The organism is Rhodothermales bacterium, assembly GCA_039944855.1.
GTDB lineage: Bacteria > Bacteroidota > Rhodothermia > Rhodothermales > JANQRZ01 > JBBSMX01.
In genome coordinates this window covers 210,474-226,319 of sequence record JBDUXZ010000031.1, presented here as the reverse complement: position 1 = coordinate 226,319, position 15,846 = coordinate 210,474, and the positions used below count along the sequence as shown (strand labels likewise).

The following is a 15,846-nucleotide window of genomic DNA, read 5'->3' as shown; positions in this document are numbered from 1 at the left end:
GGTCCGGCGTCATTTCAGGCGTCGTCGGAATTCCATAAACCCGGCGGGCCTCCCCTCGTACAACGCCTCTCCCTTTTGCTCATCGCGCCGGGCCCGCGGCTCGGCGCTTCCGACATGCTCATGCACGAAGAACGCACCCCGCGCCAGATCGTCGCGGAACTCGACAAGTACATCATCGGGCAGGACGACGCCAAGAAGAGCGTCGCCATCGCCCTCCGCAACCGCTGGCGGCGCATGAACGCGCCCGACGAGATGCGCGAGGAGATCATGCCCAATAACATCATCATGATCGGCCCGACGGGCGTGGGCAAGACCGAAATCGCCCGCCGCCTCGCCCGCCTCGCCGGCGCGCCCTTCATCAAGGTCGAGGCCACGAAGTTCACCGAGGTCGGCTACGTCGGCCGCGACGTGGACTCCATCATCCGCGACCTCACCGACTTCGCGATCGGGATGATCAAGGAAGAGCAGGCCGAAGGCGTGCAGGAGAAGGCCCGGCAGCAGGCCGAGGAGCGCGTGCTCGACGTGCTGATCCCGCCGTCGAAGCCGCGCAAGGAGCGGGAAGGCACCCTCCTCAACGGTCCCGGCTTCGTGATCCGCCCGCAGGAGGAGGTCGAAGGCGAGCCGACGGACGAGGACGACCTCCGTGAGCGCACGCGCGAGCGCTTCCGTACGATGCTCCACGAGGGCAAACTCGACGAGCGCGAGATCGAGATCGACGTGGCGAGCGAGAGCACGCCGACGCTCCAGATGTTCGGGCCGATGGGGCTCGAAGAGATGGGGATCAACATCCAGGAGATGTTCGGCAACCTCGGCGGCGGCAAGAAAAAGAAGAAGCGCCGGATGCCAGTGAACGAGGCCATCGAAGCGCTCACGGCCGAGGAAGCGCAGAAGCTCATCGACATGGACGCTGTCCAGCGCGTGGCTGTCGAGCGCGTCCAGCAGTCGGGCATCGTGTTCATCGACGAGATCGACAAGGTAGCCGGCGGCTCGCGGCAGGCGGGCGGGCCGGACGTCTCGCGCGAGGGCGTCCAGCGCGACCTCCTCCCGATCGTCGAGGGCTCGACGGTGATGACGAAGTACGGACCCGTTAAGACCGACCACATCTTGTTCATCGCCTCGGGCGCGTTCCACGTCTCGAAGCCGAGCGACCTCATCCCCGAGATGCAGGGCCGCTTCCCGATCCGCGTCGAGCTCGACAACCTCACCGAGAACGACTTCTACAAGATCCTCACGATCCCGAAGAACGCCCTCCTCAAGCAGTACCAAGCGCTCCTCGCCTCCGAAGGCGTGACGATCGAGTTCACCGACGATGCCGTGCGCGAGATCGCCCGGATCGCGGCGCACGTCAACGAGGAGGTCGAGAACATCGGCGCCCGGCGGCTCCACACGATCCTGACGACGCTGCTCGAGGAGATCCTCTTCGAGGTCCCCGAAGCGCAGCAGGACGACACGATCACGGTCGACGAGGCCTACGTCCGCGACCGGCTCCAGTCCGTCGTCGAGAACCGCGACCTCAGCCAGTACATCCTGTAATCCACCCGATTGCCGGTTTTGCCGTAGGGGCGCAGCACGCTGCGCCCCTACTGTATTTTGGCGCGATGGCCGACGCATCCCCGTACCGCACGTCTCTCCACCGCCTGAGCGATCCGGCCGTGCGCCCCGCGTGGGACCGGCTGCTCGCCCAGAGCGCGCAGGCCACGGCGTACGCTGACCTCCGGTTCGCGGCCCGAGTCGAGGCCGCGCTCGGCCTGCCTGCCTTCGTCGCCTCGGTATGGGAGGACGATGTGCTGCGCGCCGGGGCGCTCGTGTTCGAGAAGCGGCGGGGGCCCTACCGCGCCGCCGCCCTCCCGCCGCTCGTGCAGTACGTCTCTCCGTTGCTCGACGGGGACCTGCGCGAGACCGACGTGCACCATCACCGCTCGCCGCTCGATGCCCTGCTCGGACTGATTGCCGGCACGTTCCATCAGGCGACGCTGGTCCTCCACCCGTCGCTCGGCGACGTGCGGCCGTTCCAGTGGCAGGGCTGGCGGGTCGAGCCCGCGTTCACGTACCGCATCGACCTGCAAGCGCAGGACGCCGTAACGTCGGGCTGGTCGTCGAACCCGAAGCGGACGCTGAAAAGGGAGCGGGACGACTTCGTGCTAGCGGACGGAGCCCAATACGTCGCCGAGGCGCTCGCGCTCGTCGAGGCATCGCACGCCCGGCAGGGGCAATCGCTCGGGATCGCATCGGAATCGGCGGCGGCACTGGCGCACGGACTCGCCGAGGACGGCCTTGTCCGGGCTTTCGTCGCGCGCCGCGATGGGACGGCAGAAGCCGGACTGCTCGTGCTCTCGGACGGGCGGACGGCGCACTACTGGCTCGCCGGCAGCGAGCCCGGCGCGGCGATGACCGTGCTGCTCGGCCACGTCCTGCCCCGGCTGCGCGAGGAGGGCGTGGCGACCTTCGACTTCGTCGGGGCCAACACGCCGTCCATCGCCGAGTTCAAGCGTCGGTTCGGCAGCGCACTCGTTCCGTATTTTCGCGCCCGCCACACCGCCCGCCCCGAGCTCCGCCTGCTCGACCGGCTGCGGCGGTGACCCCGCTCGCCTCCGGCCCCCCTCCCGATGCAGTCCGACGCGCCCGCCCGCCCTGACGGCACACCCGCTCCGCCGTCGACGATCGGCGACCTCGCGGGGCGACTCCGCCGGCAGCAGCACGGGCTCCCGCTCTTCGTCGCGCTCCTCACCCTCGCTGCGACCTTTCTCCGGTTCGGGTACGTCTACGGATCGGGCGATCAGGACGAGCTGATCCCATCGCTGCTCCACCTCCTCGACGGCAGCCTGTTCACGCAGGACTGGCTGGTGCAGACCGTCGCGTCGGGCGTCAACGTGCGGACGTATTTCCTGTGGCTGATGGCACTGCCGAGCCTCGTTCTACCCGGGTGGCTGAGCGTGCTGCTGCTGTGGATTGGCGTGACCGTCGCGCTCAGCTTCGGCGTGTACGGACTCGCGCGCGATCTCGTCCGCGACCGGCTCGCGGCGGCGCTGAGCGTGCCCGTCGTGCTCGTGCTGACGGTGAAGTGGACGCTCGGGGCGAACTCGCTGGCCTACGACGCGCTCGTGCCGGAGGGCGTGGCGTGGGCGCTCGCCGTGCCCGCGATCACCCTCTTCCTGCAACGGCGCTGGGGCTGGGCGGGCGTGCTCCTCGGCGTCGCGGCGTGGTTCCACCTGCTCGCCGGGGCGCAGACGGCCCTCGTGCTCGGCGTGGTCGGGCTCGGGCGGGCGGCGTTGAGCGCGGACCTCGAAGGACAGAAGTGGCGCGCCGACCTCCTCGACCTCGTGCGATTCGGCGGTGCGTTCGTCCTCGCCGCCCTGCCGATCCTCGTCCCAGTGGGGTTCGAACAGTCCGCCACGAGCCCGACCGTCGAGTCCGCACCGCCGCCGTTCTACATCCACGCCCTCTTTCGCAATCCGCACCACCATCTGTTCTTCTCTTTCGGGGCCGGTGCCCACCTCCGGTTCTGGCCGGTCGCCGTGTTCGGGATCGCGGCGGGCCGATGGCTGCACCGGCGTGGCGTCCTCCGACACGGAGGCTTTCTCGCGGCGAGCGGCGTCTTCATCGCGCTCCTCTGCGGGATCGCCGTGCTCTTCGTCGAAATCGTCCCCGTGACGCTCGTGGCGAAGCTGCAACTGTTCAAGCTGACGGTGCTCGTCACGCTCGTAGCATCGATCCTCGTCACCGCTGCGTTCGCGAGTCTGCTGCCCGACGCACTCCGGCGATTCAGCGAGGGCGTGCTCGGCCGCCGGTGGATCGGGCTGGCCGTCGCGACCGTGCTGCTTGTGCTCCTCGCCGGACTCGCTGTCCGGGATGTGGGGCGGCCGGGTGCGCTGCTCCACCCGCTGCGCCATCAGGCCTCTCCGCTGGGCGAGGTCGAAGCGTGGGCACGGGTAGCGACGGCCGAGGACGCCCTGTTCGCGACCCCTCCGTCCGTGAGCACGTTTCGGACGTTCGCCCGCCGCGCCGTCGTCGCCGATTTCACCGGGTTCGTCTTCACCGATGCTGCGATGCAGACGTGGTTTCAGCGGCTGATGGACATCGCGCCCATCACGCTGCCGGCGACGGGGGTCGGCGTGAAGCCGGTGCTCGACGCCGCGTACGAGCAGCTCGGCCCGGCTGACTGGCAGCGGCTCCAGTCGGGATACGGCGCCGACTACGCGCTCGTGGCGCGCGGCACGCGCCTCCCTTTCGCCGTGGCGTTCGAAAACGCAGAGTGGACGGTGTACCGGCTAACCGGACCCTCGCCTTGAACGCGCTCCGCACTCTGCGACGGGTCCGCCTGCGGCTCGCACGGGCGAAGCGCTCGATCCGCCGTGCCGAGAGACTCCGCCACGGCGGCTTCCTGCGCCCCGTCCTCACCCTCGTTACGGGCGCCGTCGCGGCCCAAGCCGTCGTCTTCGCCGCGCGGCCGGTGCTGACGCGGCTGTTCACCCCCGACGAGTTCGGCGTTTTGACGGTCTTCGTCACGCTCGTCACCGTGCTCGGCACCGTCTCCTCCGGCCGCTATGAGGATGCCCTCATGCTCCCCGACGACGACGACGACGCGGCGGGCGTGCTCGCCCTCGCCTTCGCCGTGACGATGGGCGTGGGCCTGGCGACTGCCCTCGTCCTGCTGGACCTCTCGTGGTGGGCCGAGGTGCTCGGCGGGCCGGCGATGCGGCCGGCGCTCCTCTTCCTCCCGCCCGCTGTCGTCCTCGCGGGGTGGGGCCTCGCGCTCGAGACGTGGCACACCCGCCTCCACCGGTTCCGCCCCGTCTCGGCCAGCCGGGCCGTGCAGAGCGGGAGTGTTGTGGCGATCCAACTCGCCGCCGGGTTCCTGGCGATCGGCGCGGTGGGCCTCGTCGCTGGCGCCGCCGTAGGGTTCGTCGTGAGCGTCCTCTGGCTCGGCGCGACGTATATGTACGCCGACGGGCGGCGGCTGCGTGTTTCCCTCTCCGCTCTTCCGACGCTCGCGCGGCGATATGTCCGCTTCCCGCTCTTCTCGGCACCTGCCGCCCTGCTGAACGTCCTCGCCAGCCGCGCGCCGGTCCTCCTCCTCGCCGCCTTCTTCACCACGGGCACCGTCGGCCAGTTCGGCATCGCGTTCGGGACCCTCGTGCTCCCCCTCGGCCTGCTGACCGGTGCCGTCGGGCAGGTGTTCTTCGTCCGGGCGGCCGAGGCGCACCGCGCGAACCGGTTGGGTCCGCTCACGCTCAGCGTCCTCCGCCAGCTCCTCGTCGTGACGGTCTACCCCGCGCTCGTCGTCGCCGTCGCGGGTCCTGCCCTGTTTGCCTTTGTGTTCGGCCCGGAGTGGGCACTGGCTGGGGAATACGCCCGCGCGCTGTCGGTGTGGGTGCTGCTCGTCTCCGTCGCCGTGCCGCTGACGCGCGTGTTCGACGTCACGGAGCAGCAGCGCGCCGACCTCGGCTTCAGCATCGTCCTGTTCGTAGTCCAGACCGGCGCCTTCGCTGCCGTCGCCGTACTCGGCACCGCGCTCGATGCGATCGTCGCGCTCGGCGTCGTCGGCGCGGCGATGCGGCTGCTCCACATCGGCTGGATGCTCCGCCTGGCCGGGACGCCCCTTCGGCCGGCCGCCCTCGCTGCCCTCCGGGTCGTCACCTACGCGCTCCCATTCCTCGTGCTCGTGGGCATCGTGCAGGCGTGGGCCGAATCCGGTCTCTGGGTCGTACTCGCGGCCTTCGCCGGTGGGCTCGGCTATCTCGGCCTCGCGGTCCGACAAGGCGCGCTCGGAGACGACCTCTGAAAACGCAGCGCGGGGGCAACGCAAGCGCCGCCCCCGCGATATCAATTCCGTTCCAGCTTTCGGATCAGAGGATCGAGCGGAACGAGTCGGGCAGTTCGCCGCGGGCGTCGGGCTGCGCGGCGAGTTCGGGGCGCTCGGCTTCGCCGGCGGGCGCGGCGTCGGTCCCGCAGTACTTCTCGAACGCACCCACGAGGTCGGTCGCGATCGCGCTCGCGCTGCGGCCCTCGATGTGGCGGCGCTCCAGCACGAAGACGGGGTCGCCGTCCTTCAACAGCGCCATGAACGGCGACGACGGCGGGATGCCCTGCAGGTGCTCGCGCATGCGCGCGGTCGCCTCCAGATCCTGCCCGGCGAAGACCGTCACGTAGCGGTCGGGCTGCGGACCGACGTTCTTCGCCATCGCGACAGCGGGACGAGCGTTCGCCGCGGCGCAACCGCACACGGAGTTGACGACGACGAGGACGGTCTGGTCCTCGGCCGCTTCCATCGCCTGATCGACGGCGGCGGCGTCGGTGAGTTCGTCCACGCCGAGGCGGGTTAGCTCTGCGCGCATGGGTTGGACGAGCGGCTCGGGATACGGCATGGGGAATCGGGTCGGTGGAAAACGCGGAAGGAGGATTGGTGCGCCGAACCGGACCGGAGCTTGCAGACGAGGGAGGCACGGTGCGCGACACCTCGGGTGAATCCTCACGGCAAGACCGTGTTCCCGCCACCGTGGACGCAATCCGGTTGCTATCGTTCTATTTCACGTCAATGTCTTACCTTAAAGCAAAACATTACCCAACCGTTCGTTTCGTCATGCCCCCGTTTCGATTCGCACTCGACCGCGCGTTCGCTCCGCTCGTCGCCACGGCGGCGCTCCTGCTCCTCGCCGGGTGCGGGTCGAGCGCCCCGGTTGGAAACGCGACGACGCCCGCGACGGTCGAGGCCCGCGCTCGCGCTCCGGTGCCCGCGACGGCGGCGGAAGCGCAACTCCTCCGCGCGGCGTCCGAGTGGATGGGCGTGCCGTACCGCTTCGGCGGCACCACGAAGAGCGGCGTCGACTGCTCCGCGCTCGTCCGCGCCGTCTACGCCGGGGCGTTCGCGCTCCACCTCACGCGCTCGACGCGGACGCAGGTCAACGAGGGCATCGCCGTGCGCCGGGACGACCTCCGCACGGGCGACCTCGTCTTCTTCCGCACCGGCCCCGACCAGCGCCACGTCGGTATCTACCTCGACGGCGGACGCCTCCTCCACGCCTCGTCGTCGCGCGACCGCGTGCTCGTCGACGATTTCAACCAGCGACACTTCCAAGAGACGTATTGGACCGCCCGCCGCCTCCTCGACGTGCGGACCGACGGCGGCCCGGCCTCACCCGTATTCGCCACGACCGCGCCGCCCGCCCAGCCCGCTGTTCGCCCCGAGTCCGCGCGACCGGGCCCCGCGCCGTCCGGCCCGGCTCGCTCCGGGTGGTGACGATCGACGGCTTCGACGTGACGGCGCAGGCGCTATCGGTATTCTCCTGACTTCAATGGCGGTGACGCCCTTCGTCGCCGTATATTCCGCTTTCCATCGCCGCCTCCCGGTCGGGACGTGGCGTTCTTTTTTGTTTTCAGGGTACCACGACGGGCATGGACAAGCCGGTTTATCTCACGCAAGAAGCGCTCGACAAGCTCAAGGAAGAACTCCGCCTCGCCAAGACCGAGGGGCGGCAACGGATCGCCCAGGAGATCGCCGAGGCGCGCGCGCAGGGCGACCTCTCGGAGAACGCGGAGTACGACGCTGCCAAAGAGGCGCAGGGCCACCACGAAGCCCGCATCGCGAAGCTCGAAACGACGATCGCGAGCGCCCGCCTCGTCGACGAGAAGCAGATCGACGACTCCAAGGTCTTCATCCTCTCGACCGTCCGGGTGGAGAACGTGAAGACGAAGAAGGAGGCGACGTACACCCTCGTCTCCGCCGAAGAAGCGGACATGGCGAAGGGCAAGATCTCGATCGCGAGCCCGGTCGGGAAAGGCTTGCTCGGCCACGAAGTTGGCGACGTCGTGGAGATCACGGTGCCCGCCGGCAAGGTCCCGCTCAAGATCCTCGAGATCAGCCGGCAGTAGCCGCCCGCCCGACCCGGTTCCCCGCACGCCCCGGCGTGTCCTTTCTCCCCTCCGGTACGCAGCGATGCCCCGTGCGCAGGTCCAACGGAACACCCTGCTCCGCGTCCTCCGCGCGCTCGTCCTCTGGCCGATCCTCGCGCTGCTGATCTTTTACGGGCTGTGCACCGTGTCGCTCGTGGCGATGCGCTTCGTGCCGCCGCCCGTGACCTCGGTCCAGATCCAGCGGCAGATCGAGGCGATCTTCGAAGAGGGCGACTTCGAGTTCCGCTACTACCCCGTCTCGCTCGGCGCGATCTCGGACCAGGCCGAGCGCGCCGTAGTCGCCGCCGAGGACACGCGCTTCTACCAGCACGGCGGGATCGATTGGGAGGAGCTCGACAAAGCCCGCCGCGAGGCCGCACGCCGGGGCCGCGCCCCCCGCGGTGCCTCGACGATCACGCAGCAGCTCGTCAAAAACCTATTCCTGACGACGCACCGCTCGTACGTCCGCAAAGGGCTCGAAGTCCCGCTGACGTACCTCGCCGAGCTGATCCTCCCGAAGGAGCGCATCCTCGCGCTCTACCTCAACGTGATCGAGTGGGGGCCGGGCGTGTTCGGGATCGAGGCCGCCGCCCGCTACCACTACGACACCTCGGCCGCCGACCTCTCGCGCGATCAGGCCGCCCGGCTCGCCGCCGTCATCCCCGCGCCGCGCACGCGCCGCCCGCAGAACATGGGCAGCTACGCCGGAACGATCCGCTCCCGGATGCAGCAGATGGGATGGTGAGTCGGGGGTCGAGGGTCCGGCGCCTCGACTCCTGACGCTCGACCCCCGACTCCTATGATCGACCTCCGCAGCGACACGGTCACGAAGCCGACGCCGGCCATGCGCCGCGCCATAGCTGAGGCGGAGGTCGGCGACGACGTGTTCGGCGAGGACCCGACGGCGCGGCGGCTCGAAGCCCGTGTGGCGGAGCTGCTCGGCAAAGAGGCCGCCGTGTTCGTGCCGACCGGGGTGATGGGCAACCAGCTCGCCATCAAGGTCCACACCCGGCCCGGCGACGAGGTGGTAGTCGCCGAGCGGAGCCACATCTTCCACTACGAGTCGGGCGCGCCGGGGCTGCTCTCCGGCGTTCAACTCCGGCCGATTGAGGAGCCGCACGGGCTGCTCTCCGGCGAGGCCGTCGCCGCCGTCGCGCGGGGCCGCTACGACTGGGAGCCGCGCACGCGGCTCGTGTGCCTGGAGAACACGGTCAACAAAGCCGGTGGCGTGGTCTATCCGCTCGACCTCATCCACGATGTCGCCGAGGCAGCGCGGGCCCACAGCCTCGCGCTTCACCTCGACGGGGCGCGGTTGTGGAACGCCGCCGTCGCGTCGGGCCACAGCGAGGCGGAGATCGCAGCGCCGTTCGACACCGTGACGGTGTGTCTTTCGAAAGGGCTCGGCGCGCCGGTCGGGTCCGTGCTCGCAGGGTCGGAGGAGACGATCCGGCTGGCGCGGCGCTACCGGAAGCTGTTCGGCGGCGGGATGCGGCAGATCGGCCTCCTCGCCGCGGCGGGCCTCTACGCCCTCGACCACCACCGCGCCGGGCTCGCCGACGACCACGCCCGCGCCCGCCGTCTCGCCGATGCCTTCGCGGCGCTCCCTACGTTCACGATCGACCCGGCGACGGTCGAGACGAACATCGTCATCGCCGAGACGGGGCCGCCGGCCGAGGACGTGCTGGCCCGGCTCGAAGCGCGCGGCGTGCGCCTCGTCGCCTTCGGCCCGCACACCGTCCGCGCCACGCTCCACCGCGACGTGTCGGACGAGGACGTCGACGCAGCGATCACCGTGCTCCGCGAGGCGTTTGGCGAGCGAGAGCCGCGCCGCTTGTAATTGGACTACTTATCCACAAACGGGGCGTCGCGAAACCTTCGCGGGCGTCGTTCATCCTATCTTGGTAGCGCTTCCATTTCTCCCCTCTTTCCCGCAGCGTGATGTCCGACTGGTACGAGGTATTCGATAACGAGCAGGTCCAGTTCGATACGCGGCGACGTGTAGCCCGGCTGGTCGGCGTGCTCGTCGTCGTGCTCGGAGCCATCGCCGGGGCGATCCCGCTGATCCTGCTCTACGTCCCCTTCCCGTTCGTGGCGCTCGGCCTCGTCGGACTCGTGGTGGCGGGCATTCTCGCGTGGGCCTCGCGCGCGTTCCTCCGGCTGCGGAGCGTCGTGTGGTGCGTCAAGCTCTCGGTCCACCGCGTCGTCGGCTACGACTACGCGCGGCGGAAGTCGGTGCTGCCGTGGACGGAGGTAGAGCGCGTCGAGCTCGACGCGGCAGGCCTAGTGATCGCGCAAGCACCGGCGGAGGGGCGACCGGGTCGGGTGTTCCGCATCCCCCACCTCTTCCCGGACTTCCCCCGGCTCAGCCACCGCGTCGTCGAATACGCCGAGGCGCACGGCCTGCCCGTCTGCGTCGACGGTCGCCCGTGGCAGCTCCTCGATCTCTCGGCGCTCTACCCGTTCATGGCGGAGTGCGCGATCGCGGGCAGCGTCGACCCCTCCCGTGGCCGCGCGCTCGAAGGCGGTGACGAGGCGTAGCGGCGGGGCTAGTCCTCGTCGGACTGAAGCTCGGTCGCGCTGAGGAGGGCCCCGATCTCGTCGATCCGCGCCTCCGCGTCGTGCTCTCCGATCTCCATGAGGTGCCGGATGTAGTCCGGCTCGAAGAGGAGCATCGAGAGCCAGTCCGGGCTCCGCGTCTGCCGCGTCCCCAGCCCCCGCATGAGGAAGCGGAACGCGGGCGGCAGCTCCGGCTCGTAGTCGCCCGCGAGCCGGCCGAGGTCCTGCGACGGTCGGATCACGAGGAGGCGAACCGGGCGGAGCCCGTCGCGCTGATCCGGCGCGAGCGACCCGGAGAGGCGGCTGATCCGGCGCAGCGTCGTCGCGTCCTGGTCGAGGAGGTCGAGGAAGATGGCGTTCATGAGGACGCCGAGGATCTGCGCGGGCGGCGGGTAGCCCGTCACGGCGCGGTCCTCCGCTTCGACGGCCGTCCGTGCGTAGCGCGTCGAGACGGCGAGGATGCGGCGGGCGCCGAGGTGGAGCGCGGGCGAGAGCGGCGCCGTCAGCCGGATGCCGCCGTCGCCGTACCAGTCGGCGCCGACGGGGACGGCCGGGAAGATGAGGGGGAGCGCCGCCGACGCCATGACGTGCTCCACGCCGACGCGGGCGTGGACGCTGTGACGCTTCGGGAAGTCCCACGATTGAACGTCCTTCCCCTGCACCCACGTCACCGACCGGCCCGTGGCGTAGTTCGTCGCCGTGATGCCGAAGGCGTGGAGCCGGCCGGCCCCGATGTTCGCCTCGACGCCTTCGATCCCGTCGCCCTTGGGGTCGAGGTGGCGAGAGAGGAGGTCCCGTAGTGGGGCCGTGTCGACGAACCCACGCGCGCGGCGGCCCGCCTCGCCGCCGGAGAGCAGCCGCTTGGCCCAGCGGTAGCCGATCTGGAGCAGGCTCGAACTGTCGGTCCGGAACACCTGCTCCGTCGTCAGCCCGCCCCACAGCCGGCCGAGGTCGTCGAGCGCGTCGACGAAGGGGCCGGCGTAGCCGGCGAGCGAGGCGGCGTTGATGGCGCCGGCCGATACGCCGGTGATGATCTGCGGCTGGAAATCGGGCCAGCGCCGCGCGAGCGCGCGGAGCACGCCCACCTGATACGCCGCGCGGGCGCCGCCGCCACTCATCATCAGCGCGAGCGGCGCGACGGACGGGGACGTGGGGCCGGGGGACGTGGACACGGGGAGCGGAGACGTGCGTTCGGGAAATCCGAATCTACGGCAGCACCGTGAACGGGGTCAGGCTGCCCGTTACGCCGCCCCCTTCCCGGCTCGATCCAGCACCGCGAGCAGCTTCTCCAGCCGCTCTTTCGTAAACGGCCGGCTGACGCAGTGGTCGAACCCTGCATCGAGGAAGGGCACGTCGCCCACCCCGTTCGGCAGGAGCGCTACGGCTACGGTGCCCGCGTAGCCCGGCAGCGTGCGCGCCACGCGGAGCACGTTGACTCCACGCCGGCTGCCGCCGAGGTTGACGTCGAGCACGAACGCATCGTACGTCCCCTTCGCCATTCGGTCGAGCGCGGTCCGCGCTTCGGTCGCGACGTCAACGGCGAACCTGCTTTGGAGCACGCGCTCCAGGGCGGTGCGCGTCTGCGGATCGTCCTCGATGAGGAGCACACGCGGCCGTCCCTCGGCTGGCGGGGCGACGGGCTTCACCGGCACCACGTCGTCCAAGATGAAGGAGCCTAAGCGCTCCCCCTTCGTCTCTCCGGTGACGCGGAGCGACACCTCGCTGAGCGAGAGGAAGCCCTCTACTGCATCGCCGTCCGAGCCGCTCCGCTCCGTGGCACTGCTCGGCAGCAAGTCCGTCAGCATGAAGTCGTCTTCCATCATGAAACCATCCGTAGCGGATGGCGCCTTCGCTACCGTCTCCACTGGCTCCCAGGAGGGCCCTGCGGTCGTCGTCCCCACCGGCGCGGTCTCCGACCCCGGATCCGCCTCCGAGGGGTGGGTGAAGACGAGCGTGGTCAGGTCGAAGTCGCCGGCCTCGGGCTCCGCAATCGCACGCGCGGCGTGTTTCATCGCGTCCTCGTTTCGCGCGAAGGCGCGGCCGATCGCCTCCTGCACCCGCTCCGGCTCGATGATGCTGGGGAACGTCAGCGTGAACCGGCTCCCCTCGCCCTTCACGCTCTCGACGTTGACCGTCCCCCCCATGATCCCGACGAGCTTCTTCGTGATGGCGAGGCCGAGCCCGCTGCCGCCGTGACCGTGGCTGTTCCCCTGGTCCTCCTGCCGGAACTCGTCGAAGAGATGCGGCAGGAAGTCCTCGTCGATGCCGACGCCGGAGTCGACGACGTCGAGGCGGACGCGGTCGCCCTCGGTCGCCACCTCGATCGTGACGTGCCCGGACTCCGTGAACTTAATGGCGTTGCCGACGAGGTTGTTGAGGATGCGGTGGAGGCACACGGCGTCGAGCGGCGCGATCAGCTCCCGCTCGTCGGTGCGAAGTCGGAGCGCGATGCCTTTCCCGTCGGCGAGGGGCGAGAGCAAGAGGACGACCTGCCGCGCCTCATCCACGATGTCGAGGGGTTCGGGGACCAACTCGATCCCCTCGGACTCCAACTTGGCGAGGTCGAGCACGGAGTTCACCGTGCCCAGCAGCCGCCGCCCGCTCTGCTCGATGAGCCGGGCGAACTCGCGCTGCTCGCCGTCAAGTTCCTCGGCGAGGACGCCGGCAAAGCCGAGGAGGCCCGTGAGGGGCGTGCGGATCTCGTGGCTCATGCTGGCGAGGAACTCGCTCTTCTGCCGCGCCATCTCTTCCGCCTCCTCGCGCGCGGCCACGAGCGCCGTCTCGAACCGCTTGCGCTCGGTGATGTCCTGCCCGGTCGAATAGATGTAACTCATGCGCCCCCGCTCGTCCCGGACGGGCCGGCTGCGGTGCCAGATCCACCGCTCTTCGCCGGACTTGGTGCGGATCCGCATCTCGAGGTCGATCGTGCGGCCCTGGCGCAGGAGCTCGATCTCGGCGGCCAGCGCCGGCCGGTCGTCCTCGTGGACGATCCGCTGCAGCCCGTCGAGGTCTTCGACTTCGTCGATCGTGTACCCGCTGATCCGCTCGAAGGCATCGGTCACCCACGCGAGGCGGTGGCTCCCGTCGGGCTCCACTGTCAGCGCGTGCGCGTAGTCGGCCGCGAGTTCGGAGATGGCGCGGTACCGCAGTTCGCTCTCGCGGAGGGCTGCCTCGGCGTGGGCGCGCTGCTCCCGCTCCAGCGTAAGGGCGAGGAGATCGCCGACGGCCCCGGCGAAGTCCTGCTCGTCGAGGGTCCATGTGCGCGGCGCGGCGAGGTGCTCGAAGGCGACGAACCCGACGACGCGCCCGCCCCGACGGATGGGCGCGGTGAGCACGGCCCGCACGCCGTTCCGGGCGTGGTAGACGTCGAGGCCGACGCGCTCGCTCAGCGGCTTGTTCATCACATCGGCCGTGGCGAGGACACGCTGATGGCTGAGCATCTCGACGGCGTCCGCCACGGCATCCGCGCGGAAGGCGACGTCGGCGCGGTGGCGGCCTTCTTCGAGTTCGTAGAGGTCGTGACAGCGCATCTCGACGCTGTCCTCGTCGAGGAGCCAGAGGGCAACGCGGCCGGTACCCATCACCTTCGCGGCCACCTCTGTCGTGCGCCGAAGCACGGAGGGCGCGTCGGCGTCGAGGGTGGAGAGCTCGTTGAGCGCCTTCTGCTGCGCGAGGCTGCGCCGGCTCTGCAGATGGGCGGCCTCCTCCCGCTCGCGCCGCTCCGTCACGTCCTGCAGCACCCCGACGCGCCCCACGACTTTGCCGGACTCGTCGATCCACGGGGACGCGCTGTCTTCGACCCATCGCAGTTGATCGTCGGCCGTACGGAGTCGATACAGGGCGAGGTAGTGCGAATCCGAGGCACCGTCCCCCCCGTTCAGCGCGCTCCCTTCGATCACCTCCCGGCTCTCGATGAGGGTGTCGAACCCGCCCATCTCGCTCAGGTCGCGGGCGGAGTACCCCGTGAGCGTTTTGACGGACGCGCTGATGTGGTCGCAGGCCGTGGCGCCGAAACGGAGCCGGTAGAGGACGTGGCCCGTCGCCGCCGCGATCGTACGCAGCGACGCTTCGCTGTTGCGCAGCTCGCCCTCGGCCTGCCACCGCGTGACGGCCCCGGCGACGTTCCATGCGAGCGTTTCCGCCATGCGGAGGTCGCCATCCGAAAAGGTATGCGGTTCCTCGAAGAAGGCGACGAGCGCCCCGACCGGCTGCCCCCGGTGGATGAGGGGGAAGCTCCCCAGCGCCCGCATCCCAGCCTGCCGCATGGCGTCGCGCATCGGCCCGACGAGGAGGGGGCTCTCGAGCCGTCGCTCGTCTCGGATGAGGAGGGGTTTGGTGCGGACGGGGTACGCCTTCCAGACCTCCTGCTCGCGGCACGCCTGCACCTCCTCGGCGATCCGCTCGGACCACGTCTGCACGTCGAAGCCCTCGGCGCTGTGCCGGAGAAAGACGACGGCGTCAGCCTGCAAGGCCTCTTCCACGACGCGGAGGATGGCAGCGTCGAGGGCGTTGCTGCCTTGCGCGGCGTCGACGGCCGCGCTGAACCGGACGATGGCTTCGAGCTGCCGGGCCCGGCGCTGCTCGACGTGGAAGGCGCGGCGCTCCTCGGTGATGTCCTCCATCGTGCCCTCGTAGTAGAGCAGCGTCCCCGAGGCGTCCCGCACGCTCCGCGTATTCTCGCGCGTGACGACGAACTCGCCGTCGGTGCGCTCCCAGTGCATGACGAAGTCGCGCACCTCCCCGGCGACCTCGATCTCCCGCACGAACGCTTCGCGGGGGTACTTGATGGTGGTGATGACCTGCTCGCCGAGGAGGTCCTCGACGGCGTCGCAGCCGAGGATCTGGGCGAGGGCGTGGTTCGCGTAGAGGATCCGGCCGTCGGCCGTCGAGCGGTAGAGCCCGATGGGCATATGCGCGGCGAGGGCATGGAACGCGGACTCCGCCTCCGGTTCGGCCCGAGGCGCGAGCTGCTCCCGATGGCTCCGCAACGCCTTGGCGACGACGACCCCGAGCCGGCCGAGATCGGCCGTCCGGATGACGTCCCGCACGCCTTCCCCGATGAGCGCGACGGCCTCGGCCTCGCCGAGCGCGTCCCCGACGACAACGACGGGGGGGCACGAAGCGCGGTGCTGCACCCCTGCGAGCACCTCCCACGCAGAGATCCCCACCTCATCGTGGCACACCACGACGGCGTCCCACGCACGTCGGTCCAACGAGGCGGCTAGCGCCTTCGGCGTCGAAACGAACTCGGGGTGCGGATCGTAGCCGGCACGGCGAAGGGCGTCGAGGACCGGGTCTGCGGGCGTGCTAGATACGAGGAGCGCGTGGAGGGGAAAGGTCATCGGGGAGGGCAAACGGTGCAGGGGGCGCGGCCTACAGCACAAATGCGGTGCCACGCCA

Annotated in this window: 12 protein-coding genes; 9 read left to right on the top strand and 3 right to left on the bottom strand. The window is 70.1% G+C overall.

Annotated elements, in window-relative coordinates; translation table 11 throughout:
* The first annotated feature begins 120 nt into the window (after positions 1-120).
* The 4 genes from hslU (at position 121) to ABJF88_16315 (ending at position 5,782) form a co-directional block, all read left to right on the top strand.
* Positions 121-1,533, top strand: coding sequence for an ATP-dependent protease ATPase subunit HslU (gene hslU / locus ABJF88_16330; protein ID MEP0548505.1), 1,413 nt, complete (start codon positions 121-123; stop codon positions 1,531-1,533).
* A gap of 65 nt (positions 1,534-1,598) precedes the next feature.
* Positions 1,599-2,579 carry a GNAT family N-acetyltransferase gene (locus tag ABJF88_16325; GenBank protein MEP0548504.1) on the top strand — a complete coding sequence of 327 codons (981 nt, stop codon included), beginning with the start codon at positions 1,599-1,601 and terminating at the stop codon, positions 2,577-2,579.
* Positions 2,580-2,606: 27 nt separating this feature from the next.
* Positions 2,607-4,289, top strand: coding sequence for a DUF6798 domain-containing protein (locus ABJF88_16320; GenBank protein MEP0548503.1), 1,683 nt, complete (start codon positions 2,607-2,609; stop codon positions 4,287-4,289).
* Positions 4,286-5,782 carry a lipopolysaccharide biosynthesis protein gene (locus ABJF88_16315; GenBank protein MEP0548502.1) on the top strand — a complete coding sequence of 499 codons (1,497 nt, stop codon included), beginning with the start codon at positions 4,286-4,288 and terminating at the stop codon, positions 5,780-5,782. The genes ABJF88_16320 and ABJF88_16315 overlap by 4 nt, the downstream gene beginning before the upstream one ends.
* Positions 5,783-5,846: 64 nt before the next feature.
* Here ABJF88_16315 and ABJF88_16310 read toward each other — a convergent pair whose 3' ends face one another.
* On the bottom strand, positions 5,847-6,365 hold the full coding sequence (locus ABJF88_16310; protein ID MEP0548501.1) for a BrxA/BrxB family bacilliredoxin: 519 nt from the start codon (positions 6,363-6,365) through the stop codon (positions 5,847-5,849).
* Positions 6,366-6,580: 215 nt separating this feature from the next.
* Between ABJF88_16310 and ABJF88_16305 the strand changes: the two genes are divergently transcribed.
* From ABJF88_16305 to ABJF88_16285, 5 genes are all read left to right on the top strand, one after another.
* Positions 6,581-7,237, top strand: a complete 657-nt coding sequence (locus ABJF88_16305) for a C40 family peptidase (GenBank protein MEP0548500.1) — start codon at positions 6,581-6,583, stop codon at positions 7,235-7,237.
* A gap of 155 nt (positions 7,238-7,392) precedes the next feature.
* The gene (gene greA / locus ABJF88_16300) at positions 7,393-7,869 is read left to right on the top strand and encodes a transcription elongation factor GreA (protein ID MEP0548499.1); all 477 of its coding nucleotides are present in this window, start codon (positions 7,393-7,395) and stop codon (positions 7,867-7,869) included.
* Positions 7,870-7,933: 64 nt separating this feature from the next.
* On the top strand, positions 7,934-8,635 hold the full coding sequence (gene mtgA, locus ABJF88_16295) for a monofunctional biosynthetic peptidoglycan transglycosylase (protein ID MEP0548498.1): 702 nt from the start codon (positions 7,934-7,936) through the stop codon (positions 8,633-8,635).
* 54 nt (positions 8,636-8,689) lie between these two features.
* On the top strand, positions 8,690-9,727 hold the full coding sequence (locus tag ABJF88_16290) for a GntG family PLP-dependent aldolase (protein ID MEP0548497.1): 1,038 nt from the start codon (positions 8,690-8,692) through the stop codon (positions 9,725-9,727).
* A gap of 101 nt (positions 9,728-9,828) precedes the next feature.
* Positions 9,829-10,428 carry a hypothetical protein gene (locus ABJF88_16285; protein MEP0548496.1) on the top strand — a complete coding sequence of 200 codons (600 nt, stop codon included), beginning with the start codon at positions 9,829-9,831 and terminating at the stop codon, positions 10,426-10,428.
* A gap of 8 nt (positions 10,429-10,436) precedes the next feature.
* Here ABJF88_16285 and ABJF88_16280 read toward each other — a convergent pair whose 3' ends face one another.
* A complete protein-coding gene (locus tag ABJF88_16280) occupies positions 10,437-11,618 on the bottom strand; it encodes a patatin-like phospholipase family protein (GenBank protein ID MEP0548495.1) in 1,182 nt (393 codons plus the stop codon).
* 69 nt (positions 11,619-11,687) lie between these two features.
* On the bottom strand, positions 11,688-15,788 hold the full coding sequence (locus ABJF88_16275) for a PAS domain S-box protein (protein MEP0548494.1): 4,101 nt from the start codon (positions 15,786-15,788) through the stop codon (positions 11,688-11,690).
* Positions 15,789-15,846: the final 58 nt, after the last annotated feature.

Coding starts and splice junctions, on each gene's coding strand:
- hslU (MEP0548505.1), top strand. CDS start 121: ATGCACGAAGAACGCACCCCGCGCCAGATCGTCGCGGAACTCGACAAG.
- ABJF88_16325 (MEP0548504.1), top strand. CDS start 1,599: ATGGCCGACGCATCCCCGTACCGCACGTCTCTCCACCGCCTGAGCGAT.
- ABJF88_16320 (MEP0548503.1), top strand. CDS start 2,607: ATGCAGTCCGACGCGCCCGCCCGCCCTGACGGCACACCCGCTCCGCCG.
- ABJF88_16310 (MEP0548501.1), bottom strand. CDS start 6,365: ATGCCGTATCCCGAGCCGCTCGTCCAACCCATGCGCGCAGAGCTAACC.
- ABJF88_16305 (MEP0548500.1), top strand. CDS start 6,581: ATGCCCCCGTTTCGATTCGCACTCGACCGCGCGTTCGCTCCGCTCGTC.
- greA (MEP0548499.1), top strand. CDS start 7,393: ATGGACAAGCCGGTTTATCTCACGCAAGAAGCGCTCGACAAGCTCAAG.
- mtgA (MEP0548498.1), top strand. CDS start 7,934: ATGCCCCGTGCGCAGGTCCAACGGAACACCCTGCTCCGCGTCCTCCGC.
- ABJF88_16290 (MEP0548497.1), top strand. CDS start 8,690: ATGATCGACCTCCGCAGCGACACGGTCACGAAGCCGACGCCGGCCATG.
- ABJF88_16285 (MEP0548496.1), top strand. CDS start 9,829: ATGTCCGACTGGTACGAGGTATTCGATAACGAGCAGGTCCAGTTCGAT.
- ABJF88_16275 (MEP0548494.1), bottom strand. CDS start 15,788: ATGACCTTTCCCCTCCACGCGCTCCTCGTATCTAGCACGCCCGCAGAC.